This is a genomic window from Microbacterium sp. UBA837, from assembly GCF_002296025.1.
Lineage (GTDB): Bacteria > Actinomycetota > Actinomycetes > Actinomycetales > Microbacteriaceae > Microbacterium.
The window spans coordinates 71,646-86,622 of sequence record NZ_DBHD01000003.1; the positions used below are offsets into that span (position 1 = coordinate 71,646).

Sequence of the window (14,977 nt, forward strand, 5' to 3'; positions counted from 1 at the left end):
ACCAGAAAAGAAAGAGGCACCATGACCACCACACGCACCCTCCGCGCCGCCGCGCTCGTCGGCGCCGCCGCGCTGCTGCTGGCCGGCTGCGCTTCGGGCAACCCGCTCGAGGAACCCACCGACGGTAGCGGCAGCGGCGAGATGATGTCCGACACGATCGTGGTCGGCTCGCAGGCTTACTACTCCAACGAGATCATCGCCGAGATCTACGCGCAGGCTCTCGAGAACGCCGGCTTTGATGTCGAGCGTCAGTTCAACATCGGGCAGCGGGATGCCTACATCCCGGCGCTCGAGAGCGGCGAGGTGACGCTCTTCCCGGAGTACAGCGGAAACCTCCTGCAGTACTTCGACCCTGAGACGACGGCACGCACAGCCGATGAGGTCTACGCGGCACTGCCCGACGCGCTGCCGGAAGGACTGGTTGTGCTCGACCAGTCCACCGCGACCGACCAGGACTCGTACACCGTCACCTCAGCATTCGCCGATCAGTACGGTCTCGTCTCGATCGCCGATCTCGCTAACGTCACCGAGCCCCTGACGCTCGGCGGCCCGCCGGAGCTTGCCGAGCGCCCCTACGGGCCGACGGGGCTTGCCGACGTGTACGGCATCGACGTCGGCTTCTCGGCGACGGGCGACACCACGTTCGAGGACCTCGAAGCTGGCACGATCAACCTCGCCAACATCTACACGGCCGACCCGCGCATCCAGACCGCGGGCCTCGTCGTTCTCGAGGACCCCGAGGGGCTTTTCCTGGCTTCGAATGTCGTCCCGGTCGTGAACGCGGATGTCGCTGACGAGATCGCCGACGTCATCAACGCCGTGAGCGCCGCCCTGACCCCCGAGGGTCTGGTTGCGCTGAACGTGCAGAGCACGGTTGACGAGATGTCGCCCGCCGACATCGCGTCGCAGTGGCTGCAGGAGAACGGCCTGAGCTAACAGCGCGACGTCAACGAAGCGGCTGCCACCCGAGAGAGAGGGTGGCAGCCGCTCCGGCGTTGGAGGGGTGGTGGGTCAGCGGCCGAACAGGCTCGCGAAGAAGCCTTTCGATGGCTCGTTTTCGTGCCCGGCACAGCGCTGCGCTTTCGGGACCCCGGCGAGGGCCTGCTGCACGTGCTGGCCGCAGCCGCCCCACGTGACCTTGCCGCACTTCCGGCACGTCGTCTGATAGCACATGGTGTCTCCTTCACTGGCTGCGCGGGCAGCACAAATGGCGGTCCGTCACCGTGACGGTCCGAGCGATGAGTGTTCGGGGATGCGGCTCAGGCGAGCGACAGGAAGAGCTTCTCGAGCTCCTCCTGCGTCAGGCCCTCGGCCTCGGCGGTGCCGTCCGGGTCGGCGACACAGTCGCGCATCGCCGCCGAGATGATGGCGAACCCGGCGCGGTCGAGAGCGCTCGTGACGGCAGACAGTTGCGTCACGATGTCGCGGCACGTGTCACCGGCCTCAACCGAAGCGATGACAGCGTTCAGCTGACCCTGTGCGCGCTTGAGCCGGTTGGTGATGCGCTTGCGTGTTGCAGCCTGCTCCTCGGGGGTGCCGGTGATCATCATGCGTGGACCTCTTCTCTGACAAGAATGCTGGCGGCCTGATCGCCCCACCACTGGCGAAGGGTCTGCGTCCCACCCGACAGGGAGAACGCGTCAAAGCCGTTTCCTACCAGGATGCGGTAAGCGATGTTCGATCGGACGCCCGCCGCGCACAGCGCTGCGATCGGGCGGCCCTGCGCTGCCTCACGTACCTCGTCGATGCGCTCACGAAGTTCGGTGTGTGGAATGTTCAGCGACCCCTCGATGTGGCCGCTGCTGTATTCGCGCGGAGTTCGGACGTCGAGGATCAGTGCGGATTCCCGCATCTGGTCGAGCTCGTCGGCATACCAGAGCTTCAGCCGCCCGTTCTCGACGTTTTCGGCGACCATCCCGACGAGATTCACGGCGTCTTTGGCTTGACCGTACGGCGGCGAGTAGGCAAGGTCGAGATCCATGAGGTCGGTCGCCGGCAGGCCGGCACGGATCGCGGTCGCGAGAACATCGATGCGCTTGTCGACTCCTTCATAACCCACGGCCTGCGCTCCAAGGACTCGTCCATCGTCCGTCGAGACATGCACGATCAGGTGCACGGTCGAGGCTCCAGGAAAGTAGCCGGCGTGCTGCATCGGGTGCAGGTGGATCGTCGTGTAGTCGATTCCCGCGGCATCCAGGCTCGCACGGTTCGCCCCGGTCATCGCTGCCGTGATCTCGCCGACGCGCACGATGGCAGTGCCGACGGGCTGGGGGATGGGCCGGCCGCCAGCCATGCCGAAGATGTCGTCGGCGATGAGCCGACCGGCGCGGTTGGCGGGGCCGGCGAGGGGCACGGGGCGCTGGACGCCTGTGACGGCATCCGTGCTGATGACCGCGTCGCCGGCGGCCCAGACTCCCTCAGCGGAGGTGCGTCCGCGATCGTCGACGACAATCGCGCCTCGAGCCGTCTCGATTCCTGCAGTCTCCACGAACGCGGTGTCGGGGCGAACGCCGACCGAGAGGACCACGAGGTCGGTCGGGATGCGGGTGCCATCCGCGAGGACGACGACATCCTCATCGTCGCCGACCTCGACGCTCTCGGCGGCGACACCGGCGTGGACCCGGATGCCGAGATTTCGCAGCTGTGTCGTCACGACAGAGGCCATCTCGCGCTCGAGCGGCGGGAGAACATGCGGGGCAAGCTCGACGACGTCGACCTCGAGCCCGCGATGGCGCAGGGCCTCGGCGGCCTCGAGTCCGATGAACCCGGCGCCGAGCACGACGCCGCGCGTGGCGCCGTCATCGACCCACTTCTTGAGGGTCACGGCGTCCGCCACGGTGCGAAGCGTCCGCACTCGCGGGGAGTCGAGCCCGGGGAGGGGCGGCCGAATGGCGACGGCGCCCGGTGCGAGGATGAGCGCGTCGTAGCTGAGGTCTTCGACGCCGGAGGTCGAGGCGACAGTGACAGCCTTCGCGGCCGTGTCGATCGCTGTCACATCGTGCCCGGTCCGCACGTCCAGGTTGAGGCTTGCGCGCAGGGTCTCGGGCGTGTGCAGAAGCAGCGACCCCTCGTGGGGGATCTCGCCGCCGACGTGGTACGGAAGGCCGCAGTTCGCGAACGAGACCTCGGGGCCGCGTTCGAGCACAATGATCTCGGCTGACTCGTCGTGACGGCGGGCGCGGGCGGCCGCGCTCATCCCGGCGGCCACGCCGCCTACGATGACGATGCGCATGGAGCACTCACTTTCTGGAGAAGAGATGCAATGAGCATACCCCAGGGGGTATACGGGGGGCAAGCTGACCGCATCACGAGAGCCACCTCGTGCCAGCGAGGGACAACTCGGCTCGACGAGGGACAACTCGGCTCGACGAGGGACAACTCGGCTCGACGAGGGACAACTCGGCTCGAGGAGGGACAACTCGGCTGGAGGAGGGACAACTCGGCTGGAGGAGGGACAACTCGGCTGGAGGAGGGACAACTCGGCTGGAGGAGGGGGCTAGGTTGCGAGCTCGGTGAGCTCGAACCACCGCTCCTCGAGAGAGGCGGTCTCTGTTTCGACCTCGCGGAGTTCATCGCCGAGGCGCGTCAGACCCGCGAAGTCGCTCTGGTCGTGCGCTACCATCCGCTCGTGGATCTCGGCGGTGCGCTGGGTCAGTCGCTCCAACTTGCGTTCGATCGCGCTCAGCTCCTTCTGTGCAGCGCGCAGATCGGCGCCCGACAGCCCCGGTTCCGACGTCTGCTGGGCTGCCGACGCGGCGCCGGATCGGTCAGGTCCGGCATCCGTGGTCTGCTCTCGCAGCCGGAGGTACTCGTCCACCCCGCCGGGGAGGTGCCGTAGTCGTCCCGCGCCGCCGGGTCCGGGGAGGATCGCGTACTGCTGGTCGGTGACGCGCTCCAGGAAGTACCGGTCGTGGGAGACGACCAGCAGAGTGCCCGGCCACGAGTCGAGGAGGTCTTCCATCGCCGCGAGCATGTCGGTATCGAGGTCGTTGGTCGGTTCGTCCAGGATGAGAACGTTCGGCTGGTCCAGCAGGATCAACAGCAGCTGCAGGCGGCGCTTTTGCCCTCCCGAGAGGTCGCGCACGGGAGTCGAGAGCTGCGCGGATGAGAAGCCGAGCCGTTCAAGCAGTTGGCCTGGGGTGAGTTCTTGCGCTTTCGAGCCGGAACCGATCGTGTAGCTGGTGCGGAGCCCACCGATCACGACACGTACAGGGTCGGCCAGGTGCTGCTCGAGTTCGTCGAGACGCTGCGTGAGGGTTGCCACCCGCACGGTCTTTCCCCGCTTGACCCGGCCGCCCGTGGGAGAGACGCTGCCGTCGACGAGCCCGAGAAGGGTAGACTTCCCGGCGCCGTTGACGCCAAGGATTCCGGTCCGCTCGCCCGGCGCGATGCGCCACTCGATGTCTCGGAGGATCTCGCGGCCATCGAAACTCACCGAGGCATCCAGCAGATCGACCACGTCTTTGCCAAGGCGGGTGACTGCCAGCGACTGCAGTTCGGTGGAGTTGCGGATCTCGGGGACATCCGCGATCAGCGCGTTGGCCGCATCGATGCGGAACTTCGGCTTGGAGGTTCGTGCCGGGGCGCCGCGGCGCAGCCAGGCTAGTTCCTTGCGCGCGAGGTTCTGTCGACGTGCCTCGATGGCGGCAGCCTGGCGATCGCGTTCGACGCGCTGCAGGATATAGGCCGCATAGCCGCCCTCGAACGGTTCGACGATCCGGTCGTGCACCTCCCATGTGAGGGTGCACACCTCGTCGAGGAACCACCGGTCGTGGGTCACAACCAGCAGCGCCCCGGTGTTCGCTGTCCACCGCTTCTTGAGATGTGCGGCGAGCCACGCGATCCCCTCCACGTCGAGGTGGTTCGTCGGTTCGTCCAGGATCAGGACGTCCCAGTCGCCGATGAGCACTGCTGCGAGGGCGACGCGGCGCCGTTGACCGCCCGACAGGGTCGAGAGGGGAGCGTTCCAGTCCAGGTCCGTGACCAGCCCGGCGAGGACGTCACGGATGCGGGCGTCGCCTGCCCACTCGTGCTCGTCGAGGTCGCCGACGATCGCTCGTCCCACCGTCTGGTTGTCATCGAGGGTGTCCTGCTGGTCGACGACACCGATGCGGGTGCCGCCACGTACGGTGACCTTGCCGGCATCCGGTTCGAGGCGGCCGGCGATCATGGCGAGCAGGCTCGACTTGCCGTCGCCGTTTCGTCCGACGATCCCGATTCGGTCACCTTCGGCGATGCCGAGGGTCACGGAATCGAAAACCACTTTCGTGGGGAACTCGAGGTGCAGCGACTCAGCGCCGAGAAGATGTGCCATCCCTTCCAGGCTAGGCGCCGCGCGGGGTTCAGCCGCGCGTCAGTACCAGAAGCTCAATCGGGGGGACTCGACGGTCTGGAAAACGCGTGCGATCCGCGTCGGATCGTCAGCTTCGACTCGACCGGCACGGGCCAGGGTCGACACCGACACGCCTCCCAGGAACAGCGACGACAGCTCGCGTACGCCGAGCCGCAGCAGGGGAACACCGGCCGGGGGAGCATCGACTGCCTCAACTGTCGCGCGACCCTCGGCATCCGTCGTCGCGATGAACGTGCCACCCGCGATCCCCAGCGAGTCGTCAACCTCGAGGGCGATGGTGTCCGCGGCGCCGAAGCGTCGGCTCGTGAGAGCTGCCGGCACGTCGAGGATGCGCACGTATTGATGGTCGGTCACGGTGATCTTCGCGGCCCGCTGGTCGGCGATCATCCACCATAGGGGCTCGTCGAGGCCGAGTTCTGATGCGCGCAGAAGCGCGATGAGATCCATCTCGAGGAGGAACCGCCACAGGCCCGCGTACGCATCGTCGGTCGCGGCGAGCAGCCACGACAGCTCGAGCGTCGACTCGCTGAAGTCGTCGGGGTTCTCGACCACGCGGTAGACCGCAAGCCCATCAACCTCACCCGCGGGCGAGCGGTACTGGATGGTGCGCAGCCGCTCGGCCTTCTCGGCATCGGGGCTCGTGCCGAAGAACCGATTGAGATGTCCTCCGGGAAGAGCGATCTCGCCGGGGGAGGTGACGCGCACGCGCTCGTGCAGGGCTTCGGCGACCTCTCGCGCCTGGTCGCGGGAAACGAAGTCCACGCGCCCCGGTGCCTCGGGTCCGATCCACCCGGCACGCCGCGTGCGGATCTCCCAGTTCGCAGCGGCGGCTGCCGCACCGAACCCGAACCGGCCGTAGATGGTCGACTCGCTGACGGTCAGCGCTGCCACCGGCAGCCCGAGCGAGGCGGCGGTTCGCAGCTCCCCCGCCATCACAGAACGAAGGATGCCGCGCCGCCGGTGCGTCGGTGCAACGGTCACCGAGCTGATGGCGCTGGCTTGGACGGTGCCACCGGGGACGGTGAGTTCGGTGGGCCATGACGCAAACGTCGCGACCGGAATCTCGGGCTGCGGGCAGGTGGCATCGTAGACGCCGAGCTTGCGGCGGTGAGCGGTGTGTCCGACGAAGGCTTCGCGGCGAACCTCGACCGGCTCGTCTTCGAGAAACCCGCGAGCGACCGCGGACAACCACGGATCGTTCTGCACCCTCGTGGCGTTGTCGATCTGCTCGATGCGCAGGCCCTGGTTGGCGAGAGCTTCCGACATCGCGGCGTCAAGTGGCGCGTCGTGAAATGGCTGCTGGTCGTCACTCATCATGCCCCCACGCTACGCGGACAGTGCGACACAGCATGCCGCCCGCCCCGTCGCTCCAGCGAGCCGGTGCTCAGTGGAAGGCGTACTCGAGGATCGCGACGAAGGCGCCGAGAAAGGCGGTTCCGGTGGCACCAAGGATGCGCTTGGCGATTCCGGCGCCCGTGCGGGAATAGGCGACGTAGCCGAGGAACGCGAGCACCAGCATCGTGACCCACAGCGCATAGGCCGACGCGTCATCCGCGGTCCTCCCCGCGGCCCCGGCGATCACCATGGCAAGCGTGGGCGGCACTGCTGCCCACAGCATTCCAGCCGAGTGTGTCAACGCGTAGCGTGTGGCTGTGCCCAGCGGATGCTTGCCGTGGTCGGCGAGCGTATAGGCGAAGACGTGGGCAATGAAGAACACGATGAGCGTGGCTACCGATGACACGACCACTTCGGCCACATCGGTCTCGTAATCGGACGTGATCATCAAGAGCGCCGAGTAGACGATGAGTCCGTACACCGCAGCCGGTGTTCGAAACCGGACATCGAACCAGTCGTGCCAGCCCCCTGTTCTCGCCCCATCGCGATTTCCGGTGGCGGGAGTCTCGGGCGAACCGGCGTCCATGAATCCGTCTTCTCTGTCAGACATCGAACCCCAGGGAGAGTTTGCGCAGCAGGGCTGCGAGGCGGTCACGGTCGGCGCGGGAGAGGCTTTCGAGCAGCACCGCTTCAGCGTCCACGAGACGGGTGATGGCGGCATCCACACGGGTTCGTCCCTCGTCGGTGAGGGTCACCAGGATGCCGCGTCCGTCGCCCGGATCGGACTCACGCCGCACAAGCCGGCGACCGACGAGCCTGTCGATGCGGTTGGTCATCGTGCCCGAGGACACGAGTGTCTGCTGCAGCAGCTGTTTCGGGCTCAGCTGGAACGGCTCGCCCGCCCGTCGCAGTGCCGACAGCACATCCCACTCCCACGGCTCGAGCTCGGAACGGCGGAAGGCCTCGCGGCGTGCCCGGTCGAGGTGGCGGGAAAGGCGGTCCACCCGCGAGAGAACTTCGAGTGGAGAGAAGTCCAAGTCGGGCCGCTGGGCACTCCAGGCACCGACGATGCGGTCGACTTCGTCGGATTCTGCGGACACTGAGCCATTATCTCGACTGATGGGGCCATTATCCCGGCCGACTCGTCCTCTGGCAGACTGGTTCGCGGCCGCGTTACGCGCCGGTCCGCCGTGGTGTAATGGCAGCACGACAGCCTTTGGAGCTGTGAAGTCTAGGTTCGAGTCCTGGCGGCGGAGCATGGCTGAGAACCCAACCCCCGTCGCCGTCGTCATTCTGGCGGCAGGCCAGGGGACGCGGATGAAGTCCGCCACGCCGAAGGTCCTTCATCAGATCGGTGGGCTTCCGCTGATCGGCCACGTGTTGCGCACCGCATCGGCACTGGCGCCGGAGCGTGCGGTGGTCGTGGTCCGTCACGAGCGGGATCTGGTGGCGGATGCCGTGACCGGCCTGCTTCCGGGAGTTGATGTCGTCGACCAGGACGAGATCCCCGGCACCGGTCGCGCGGTGGAACTGGCCCTGGCCGCGCTCGACGGCTTCGACGGCGACGTGCTGGTGCTCAGCGCCGATGTGCCCCTGGTCGAGGTCAGCGTCGTCGAGGGGCTGCTCGCGCGTCACCGCGCTGCGGCTGCATGCGCCACGCTGCTGTGCGCGACGCTCGACGACGCCACGGGTTACGGCCGCGTCATCCGTGGTGCCGACGGGGCGGTCGAACGCATCGTCGAGCAGAAGGATGCGTCGCCCGACGAGCTCTCGGTGCGGGAGATCAACACCGGAATCTATGTGTTCCGCGCCGCGCAGTTGCGCACGAGCCTTGCCTCAGTGGGCACGGCCAACGCGCAGGGCGAGAAGTACCTGACTGACGTCATCGGCATCCTCCGCACCGCGGGCGAGGTCGTCGCGGCATCCAACGCTCCGGCGGCGCAGGACGCGCTCGGCGTGAACGACCGGGTGCAGCTGTCGGAAGCAGCCCGCGCGCTCAATGCGCGGACCGTCCGTCGCTGGCAGCTCGAGGGTGCGACGATCCTGGATCCGGCCACGACCTGGATCGACGTGACAGCCACGCTCGCTCCCGACGTCACGGTGCTGCCGAACACGCACGTCCTGCGCGCAACAACTGTCGAGCGCGGGGCGACGATCGGACCCGACACGTCGCTCGTCGACTGCGAGGTGGGGGAGAACGCGACGGTCACCCGCACCGACGCGACGTTGGCCGTCATCGGCCGCGGCGCCACTGTCGGCCCGTTCGCCTACCTGCGCCCGGGTGCGACGCTGGACGCCCAGAGCAAGGTCGGTACGTTCGTCGAGATAAAGAACTCCACGATCGGTGAGCGGAGCAAGGTTCCGCACCTGTCCTACATCGGCGACACCACAATCGGGCGCGGCGTCAACCTCGGCGCCGGGGCGATCACGGCCAACTACGACGATCTCGCCAAGCACCGCACCGAGATCGGTGACGAGGTCCACTCCGGGTCGCACAACGTCTTTGTCGCGCCCGTTAGGATCGGAGACGGTGCGAAGACCGGTGCCGGTGCCGTCATCCGCAAGGATGTCCCTCCCGGTGCGCTGGCTCTGAGCGTTGCCCCTCAGCGCAACATCGAGGGATGGGTCGAGAACAACAGACCGGGAACAGCCGCCGCCGAGGTCGCCGCGCGGGCCCGGTCCGCACAGGAAGCGGACGATGGCGAGCAAGAACAAGACGGTTGATCTCGACAGGGATAGCGGTATCGCTCCCGGCCTGGTCGCCAAGACCAAGAAGCGCCTGGTCGTTGCATCCGGCCGTTCGCACCCGAGCCTCGCGGACGACGTCGCGACGGCGCTCGGCACGAATCTCGTCCCGACGGAGTACCGCACGTTTGCTTCCGGCGAGATCCTGACCCGCTTCGAGGTCTCGATCCGCGGGTGCGACCTGTTCCTCATCCAGTCCTTCGGTCCGCCCGTGAACGAGTGGATGATGGAGCTGCTCATCATGCTGGATGCCGCCAAGCGGGCGTCCGCGAAGCGGATCACCGTTGTCGCGCCGTACTTCCCGTACTCCCGCCAAGACAAGAAGGGTCGCGGGCGTGAGCCGATCAGCGCGCGTCTGGTCGCCGACCTCGTCAAGACTGCCGGCGCCGACCGGGTGATGAGCGTCGATTTGCACGCCGCCCAGATCCAAGGGTTTTTTGACGGGCCTGTCGATCACCTCTTCGCCAAGCCGGTGCTGCTGGAGTACTTCGAAGAGAACCTCTCGCCCGAGGACCGCGCCAAACTCACCGTCGTCTCGCCGGATACCGGACGTGTGCGCGTTGCCGACACCTGGTCGGACAGCCTAGGCGCACCGCTGGCGATCATCCACAAGCGTCGCGATCCGAACGTGGCCAACCAGGTCACGGTCAGCGAGATCGTCGGCCAGGTCGACGGTCGTGTCTGTCTTCTCGTCGACGACATGATCGACACGGGTGGCACGATCGTGAAGGCCGCGCAGGCGCTGAAGAAGAACGGCGCCGAGCGCGTCATCGTCGCCGCGACCCACGCGGTCTTCAGCGACCCGGCCAGCGAACGGCTCCAGGATGCGGCAATCGATGAGGTCGTGGTGACCGACACGATCCCGATCCCCGACCGCAAGCGCTGGGAGACCCTCACTGTGCTCCCGATCGCACCGCTGCTGGCGCGTGCGATCCGCGAGGTCTTCGAGGACGGCTCGGTCACCAGCATGTTCGACGGCGCCGCCTGAGCCGAGATCTCTCCGCGTTCGTCGCCGCCTCAAAGCCTATGCATAGGCATGAAAGCAACGATGGCGGAGACGACCTCTAGGAAGGACTGCTCATGATTCGCACCCCCTCCCGCCCCGTACGCGTGGGCGTCGCCCTCGTGGGTGTTGCCGGCGTTCTCAGCCTTGCCGGGTGCGGCGCGACCACAGCCGCCGACACCGGCTCCGCACAGACGGATGCCGGAAGAACTGACGCGGGTTCGGGATCGAGCTCGTCCGGCGGCTATGCCGACGGCACGTACACGGCGGAGGGGTCCTACGCGACGCCTGAATCTGTTGAGACGGTCACGGTTACCCTCACGATTGCAGACGACACCGTGACCGACGTTGAGGTCACCGGCGACCCGCAGGCCCGCGAATCCGAGCAATACCAGTCCCAGTTCATCGGCGGGATCACCGACGAGGTGGTGGGCAAGAGCCTCGATGACGTTTCGGTCAGCCGAGTGTCGGGATCCTCGCTGACGAGCGGTGGATTCATGCAGGCTGTCGAGCTCATCAAGGCCGAGGCCGCTGCCTGATCCTGTCGGTCCAATGAGTGACGAAGCCCGCGTCGCCGGGGGGCCGCGCCCGGGCTGGCGTTTCGAGGCGATCGGAACGCAGTGGGCGATCGATACTCACGAGCCCCTCACTGACGACGAACGCGCCGCCGTCCTCGTCATGATCGCCGAGTTCGACCGCGAGTGGTCGCGCTTTCGCGAGGACTCAACCGTCAGCGCTCTCGCGTCCGGGGGTTCCCGTCCGCTACCCGCCGACGCCGAGGCGATGTTCGCGATCTACGCGGACCTTGATGCTGCAACGGGCGGGGCGGTGAACCCGCTCGTCGGGGTCTCGCTCGAAGCGCTCGGCTACGACAGGTCCTATTCGCTCCGCCAGAGCGCCCCTGTCAACGCCCCAGCCGACTGGCGGCGAGTTGTCTCCATCGACGACCGCGCGCTGACGCTCTCGCAACCGGCTCTCATCGACGTCGGCGCGATCGGAAAGGGTCGCCTCGTCGATCTCGTTCTGGATCACCTCGAGGGGCAGAAGCAGGGTGCCCTCACTGTCGATGCCGGTGGCGACGTGCGCTGCTCGGGTGTGCGTGAGCGGATCGGTCTTGAGCATCCGTACGACCCGACGCGGATCATCGGTGTCGTCGACCTCGAGGATGCCGCGCTGTGCGCCTCGGCGACGAACCGGCGGGCTTGGGGCGATGGTCTTCACCACGTGCTCGACGCGCGCACCGGTGTGCCGGTTCGAACCGTCGCGGCGACCTGGGCTGTAGCCCCCACCGCGATGGTGGCTGACGCTGCGGCTACCGCGTTGTTCTTCGAGGGGGGCGCGGAGCTCGCGTATCGGTGGGGCGTCGAGTGGGTGCGGATGACGACGGTCGGCCGCGTCGAATGGTCTCCCGGATTCGGGACGGAGCGGTGTAGGGCAGAGTTGTTCACATGATCGGATGGTTGACCGCAGGTTGGAACCGCGTGTTCGCGGTGCTCGGCAAGGTCTCGATGTATCGCATGGTCTTCCTGGCGCTGCTCGCCCTGACCGTCGTTGCGTTCGGAGTCTCATTCTTCGGCCTCGTGGCGCCCAGCCCCCTGGAGCTGCTCGCGACCCTCGCGGTGCTTGCTGTCGCGTGCGGCATCGTCGATGTCGTTGCGCACCGGATCATCGGGCAGTCGCTTCGGCTTGAGTCCTCGGTGATCACCGCGTTCATCCTGCTGTTCGTCCTGCGGCCCACTCTCGAACCGGTCGCTCTGGTCGGTGTCGCGCTGGCAGGAGCCGTGGCCGCGGCATCCAAGTATCTGTTGGCCTGGCGGGGCCGCCACATCTTCAACCCCGCCGCGGTGGGCGCTGCAGTTCTCACGATCGTGAGCATCTGGATTCCGGCGCTCGGCGCATCGGCGTGGTGGGTGGGAACGCCGGTTCTCGCAGCTCCCGTCGTCATTCTCGGGCTGGCGGTGCTGTGGCGCACCGAGAAGATCCGCATGGTTCTGGTGTTCCTGCTTGTCGCCGTCGCGGTCGGCTTCGCGCGCACCTCGATCCAGTACCAGACTGCCGGGCTCGCCGTCGATGCGCTGACGATCTTCTGGTCGCTGCTGTGGTCCTCGCCGTTCCTCTTCCTCGGCGTGTTCATGCTGTCGGAGCCGCTCACCCTCCCACCCCGGCGGTGGCAGCAGTTCCTTGTCGCCGGTGTCGTCGGTGTCCTCGCCGGGTGGCCGATCTCGCTCGGCGAAATCACCCTGGGACAGGAGCGTGCCCTGTTGGTGGGGAACCTGGTTGCCTTCGCGTTCTCGGTGCGGGCTGCTGTTCGGCTGACCCTTGACTCGCGCGAGATGATCACCCCGACGGTACGAATGCTGACCTTCACCGCCAAGCGCCGCATCCACTTCCTCCCCGGGCAGTACCTCGAGCTTGACGTCCCGCACCGCAGGCCGGATGCGCGCGGCACGCGCCGGGAGTTCAGCATCGCGTCGGCCCCCGAAGACCTTCCCGCGATCCGTATCGCGTTCCGGGAGTACCCGGCAGGCTCCGGCGGCCCCGCGCCCAGCTCCTACAAGCGCGCGCTGGCGGAGGTCGATGCCGGGGCATCCCTGGCAGTCACCGGCATCTGGGGAGACTTCGTGCTCCCGAACCGGGCCGAAACCCCCCTCCTCATGGTCGCCGCCGGAATCGGTATCACCCCGTTCGTGTCGCAGCTGCGGCATCTGCAAGCGAGTGGGCAGCACCGCGACATCGTTCTGGTGTACGTAGCCTCCGAGGCTGCCGAGTTGGCTTTCCGCGACGACATCGCGGCATCCGGCGTCCCCGTCGTGGTCTTCACGCGCGATGACCCGGGCCCACTGCCACAGAATTGGCAGTGGGCGCGCGGAGTGCGCCTCGACGCACCAGGTCTGCTGCAGGTCGTTCCCGACCTGCACGCCCGGCACGCTGCCATCTCGGGGCCGCCGCGACTGATCGCCGACCTCGCGCCGGCCCTCGAGCGGGCGAAGTCGGTGACGACTGACGCCTTCAGCGGCTACTGAGCTGCAGCCCGTGCCGCGGGGCCAGTCCGGTCGGCGTGCGTCGGAAGCGGAAGCCGCACCGTGAACGTGGTGTCTCCGGGCCTGCTCTCCACCGAGATCTCACCGTGGTGAGCGTGGACGATGGCCCGCGCGATCGACAGACCCAGCCCGGTGCCACCGGTTTGCCGGGCTCGTGATCTGTCGGCGCGTGAGAACCTCTCGAACAGTTCGTCGGCGATGGCAGGCTCGATCCCCGGTCCGTTGTCATGGACACGGATGACCGCAGCATCCGTGGCTGGCCCGCCCGCGGCCGGTGAGCTCTCTCGGCCGACCGATAGTGTGACCTCGGTTCCCGCGGGTGTGTGGGTCCGCGCGTTCGCAAGCATGTTTACGACCACCTGCTGCAGCCGAGCGGAGTCGCCGGGAACGGTCACCGGCTCCTCATCGACCTCCAGCAGCCAGACGTGCTCGGGACCGGCGACTTGCGCATCGCCGAGCGCTTCAACGGAGAGCTGCGTGAGATCGACCACCCCGTAGACGAGCTCTTGGCCCTCGTCGAGACGCGCGAGAAGCAGCAGGTCTTCGACGAGCCGCGTCATCCGCAGCGACTGCGCCTGGATTCTGGACAGGGCCGACTCGGTAGTCTCGCTCAGCTGTGGATCGCGCAGCGAGAGTTCGGAGTATCCGCGGATCGAGGCCAGCGGCGTGCGCAGTTCATGGCTCGCGTCGGCGACGAACCGACGCATCCGCTCTTCGTTACGCTGGCGGGCTTCCAGCGACGCGTCGACGTGATCCAGGAGTGTGTTCAACGCGTGACCGACCCGACCGATCTCGGTGCGTTCATCGGTTTCGGATGCCGGAACGCGATCAGCGATCGAGACCTCGCCCTCAGCCATGGGAACACTCGCAACACGCTCGGCGGTGTCAGCTACCACGCGAAGCGGCCGCAGACTCCGTCGCACGATGACCGTGACGGCGAGCCCGAGAAGCACAAGACCCCCCGCTGTCAGCAGGGCGACGGTCGTTGCGATCTGCGCGAGCGTTTCGGTCACCTGGCTGACCGGCAGGCCCGATGCGATCGCGAAGCTCCCGCCGCCGAGTGCGAGCATCCGGTAGGTGCCGACACCGTCGATCGTTATCTCGCGGACGGGGCCGCCCTCGCCCGGCTGGCCCAGCTGCTGCACGATCTGGGCGACCTGAGAGTCGTTCAGGGACGACGCGGTTCCGTCGGCGTCGATGTAGCCACCCGTGACGGAGCCGAAGGCTGACTCGATAACGATGAGAAAGCCCGGCTCGAAGGGTCCCGAGGCCAGGAGCGCGGCGGCATCCTCGGTCCCCGCGGCTACTTGGGGTGCATCGTGTACCGTTCGCAGCGCCTTGGCCGTGGCTTCGGTGACCTCGTTGTCGAGGTTCGACTGCAGAATCGAGCCGAGGATCGCGCCCGTGGCGATGCTGACTGTGGCGAAGATCAGGGCCACGACCGCGACGATCGTGACGACCAGGCGCCCCTCGAGGCCCCATGGTCGCCATCCGCCCCGA

Annotated in this window: 14 protein-coding genes and 1 tRNA gene; 7 read left to right on the forward strand and 8 right to left on the reverse strand. The window is 67.4% G+C overall.

Going from position 1 to position 14,977, the window contains the following annotated elements; genetic code table 11:
• Nucleotides 1-21 precede the first annotated feature (21 nt).
• Entirely contained in the window at nt 22-936 is a 915-nt protein-coding gene (locus B3587_RS00435) for an ABC transporter substrate-binding protein (RefSeq protein WP_228176995.1), read from the forward strand.
• Nucleotides 937-1,011: 75 nt separating this feature from the next.
• On the opposite strand, the gene B3587_RS00440 is transcribed toward B3587_RS00435, so the two are convergent.
• From B3587_RS00440 to B3587_RS00470, 7 genes are all read right to left on the reverse strand, one after another.
• On the reverse strand, nt 1,012-1,173 hold the full coding sequence (locus B3587_RS00440) for a hypothetical protein (RefSeq protein WP_195691894.1): 162 nt from the start codon (nt 1,171-1,173) through the stop codon (nt 1,012-1,014).
• A gap of 86 nt (nt 1,174-1,259) precedes the next feature.
• The gene (locus B3587_RS00445; protein WP_374197992.1) at nt 1,260-1,547 is read right to left on the reverse strand and encodes a metal-sensitive transcriptional regulator; all 288 of its coding nucleotides are present in this window, start codon (nt 1,545-1,547) and stop codon (nt 1,260-1,262) included.
• Nucleotides 1,547-3,232: an FAD-dependent oxidoreductase gene (locus B3587_RS00450; protein WP_228176997.1), complete on the reverse strand. Its 1,686-nt coding sequence runs from the start codon at nt 3,230-3,232 to the stop codon at nt 1,547-1,549. Before B3587_RS00450 ends, B3587_RS00445 begins: the two co-directional genes overlap by 1 nt.
• Before the next feature lie 264 nt (nt 3,233-3,496).
• The gene (locus tag B3587_RS00455) at nt 3,497-5,314 is read right to left on the reverse strand and encodes an ABC-F family ATP-binding cassette domain-containing protein (protein WP_292725732.1); all 1,818 of its coding nucleotides are present in this window, start codon (nt 5,312-5,314) and stop codon (nt 3,497-3,499) included.
• A gap of 39 nt (nt 5,315-5,353) precedes the next feature.
• Nucleotides 5,354-6,670, reverse strand: a complete 1,317-nt coding sequence (locus B3587_RS00460) for a GNAT family N-acetyltransferase (protein ID WP_228176999.1) — start codon at nt 6,668-6,670, stop codon at nt 5,354-5,356.
• 67 nt (nt 6,671-6,737) lie between these two features.
• Entirely contained in the window at nt 6,738-7,298 is a 561-nt protein-coding gene (locus B3587_RS00465; RefSeq protein WP_228177000.1) for a hypothetical protein, read from the reverse strand.
• Complete coding sequence (locus tag B3587_RS00470; RefSeq protein WP_228177001.1) at nt 7,291-7,788, reverse strand: MarR family winged helix-turn-helix transcriptional regulator; 498 nt, start codon at nt 7,786-7,788, stop codon at nt 7,291-7,293. Before B3587_RS00470 ends, B3587_RS00465 begins: the two co-directional genes overlap by 8 nt.
• An 84-nt stretch (nt 7,789-7,872) precedes the next feature.
• Between B3587_RS00470 and B3587_RS00475 the strand changes: the two genes are divergently transcribed.
• From B3587_RS00475 to B3587_RS00500, 6 genes are all read left to right on the forward strand, one after another.
• Nucleotides 7,873-7,944, forward strand: a tRNA-Gln gene (locus B3587_RS00475).
• A 1-nt stretch (nt 7,945) separates the two neighbouring features.
• On the forward strand, nt 7,946-9,412 hold the full coding sequence (glmU, locus tag B3587_RS00480; RefSeq protein ID WP_228177002.1) for a bifunctional UDP-N-acetylglucosamine diphosphorylase/glucosamine-1-phosphate N-acetyltransferase GlmU: 1,467 nt from the start codon (nt 7,946-7,948) through the stop codon (nt 9,410-9,412).
• Nucleotides 9,387-10,421, forward strand: coding sequence for a ribose-phosphate diphosphokinase (locus tag B3587_RS00485; RefSeq protein WP_228177003.1), 1,035 nt, complete (start codon nt 9,387-9,389; stop codon nt 10,419-10,421). The genes glmU and B3587_RS00485 overlap by 26 nt, the downstream gene beginning before the upstream one ends.
• Nucleotides 10,422-10,513: 92 nt before the next feature.
• The gene (locus tag B3587_RS00490; protein ID WP_292725737.1) at nt 10,514-10,975 is read left to right on the forward strand and encodes an FMN-binding protein; all 462 of its coding nucleotides are present in this window, start codon (nt 10,514-10,516) and stop codon (nt 10,973-10,975) included.
• Nucleotides 10,976-10,988: 13 nt separating this feature from the next.
• Nucleotides 10,989-11,888, forward strand: a complete 900-nt coding sequence (locus B3587_RS00495; RefSeq protein WP_292725739.1) for an FAD:protein FMN transferase — start codon at nt 10,989-10,991, stop codon at nt 11,886-11,888.
• Nucleotides 11,885-13,459 carry an FAD-dependent oxidoreductase gene (locus B3587_RS00500; RefSeq protein WP_292725741.1) on the forward strand — a complete coding sequence of 525 codons (1,575 nt, stop codon included), beginning with the start codon at nt 11,885-11,887 and terminating at the stop codon, nt 13,457-13,459. The genes B3587_RS00495 and B3587_RS00500 overlap by 4 nt, the downstream gene beginning before the upstream one ends.
• Here B3587_RS00500 and B3587_RS00505 read toward each other — a convergent pair.
• A partial coding sequence (locus B3587_RS00505) for a sensor histidine kinase (RefSeq protein WP_349675792.1) occupies nt 13,453-14,977 on the reverse strand: 1,525 nt, incomplete at its 5' end. The genes B3587_RS00500 and B3587_RS00505 overlap by 7 nt on opposite strands.

Coding starts and splice junctions, on each gene's coding strand:
- B3587_RS00435 (WP_228176995.1), top strand. CDS start 22: ATGACCACCACACGCACCCTCCGCGCCGCCGCGCTCGTCGGCGCCGCC.
- B3587_RS00465 (WP_228177000.1), bottom strand. CDS start 7,298: ATGTCTGACAGAGAAGACGGATTCATGGACGCCGGTTCGCCCGAGACT.
- B3587_RS00485 (WP_228177003.1), top strand. CDS start 9,387: ATGGCGAGCAAGAACAAGACGGTTGATCTCGACAGGGATAGCGGTATC.
- B3587_RS00450 (WP_228176997.1), bottom strand. CDS start 3,232: ATGCGCATCGTCATCGTAGGCGGCGTGGCCGCCGGGATGAGCGCGGCC.
- B3587_RS00460 (WP_228176999.1), bottom strand. CDS start 6,670: ATGATGAGTGACGACCAGCAGCCATTTCACGACGCGCCACTTGACGCC.
- B3587_RS00440 (WP_195691894.1), bottom strand. CDS start 1,173: ATGTGCTATCAGACGACGTGCCGGAAGTGCGGCAAGGTCACGTGGGGC.
- glmU (WP_228177002.1), top strand. CDS start 7,946: ATGGCTGAGAACCCAACCCCCGTCGCCGTCGTCATTCTGGCGGCAGGC.
- B3587_RS00445 (WP_374197992.1), bottom strand. CDS start 1,547: ATGATCACCGGCACCCCCGAGGAGCAGGCTGCAACACGCAAGCGCATC.
- B3587_RS00500 (WP_292725741.1), top strand. CDS start 11,885: ATGATCGGATGGTTGACCGCAGGTTGGAACCGCGTGTTCGCGGTGCTC.
- B3587_RS00490 (WP_292725737.1), top strand. CDS start 10,514: ATGATTCGCACCCCCTCCCGCCCCGTACGCGTGGGCGTCGCCCTCGTG.
- B3587_RS00455 (WP_292725732.1), bottom strand. CDS start 5,314: ATGGCACATCTTCTCGGCGCTGAGTCGCTGCACCTCGAGTTCCCCACG.
- B3587_RS00495 (WP_292725739.1), top strand. CDS start 10,989: ATGAGTGACGAAGCCCGCGTCGCCGGGGGGCCGCGCCCGGGCTGGCGT.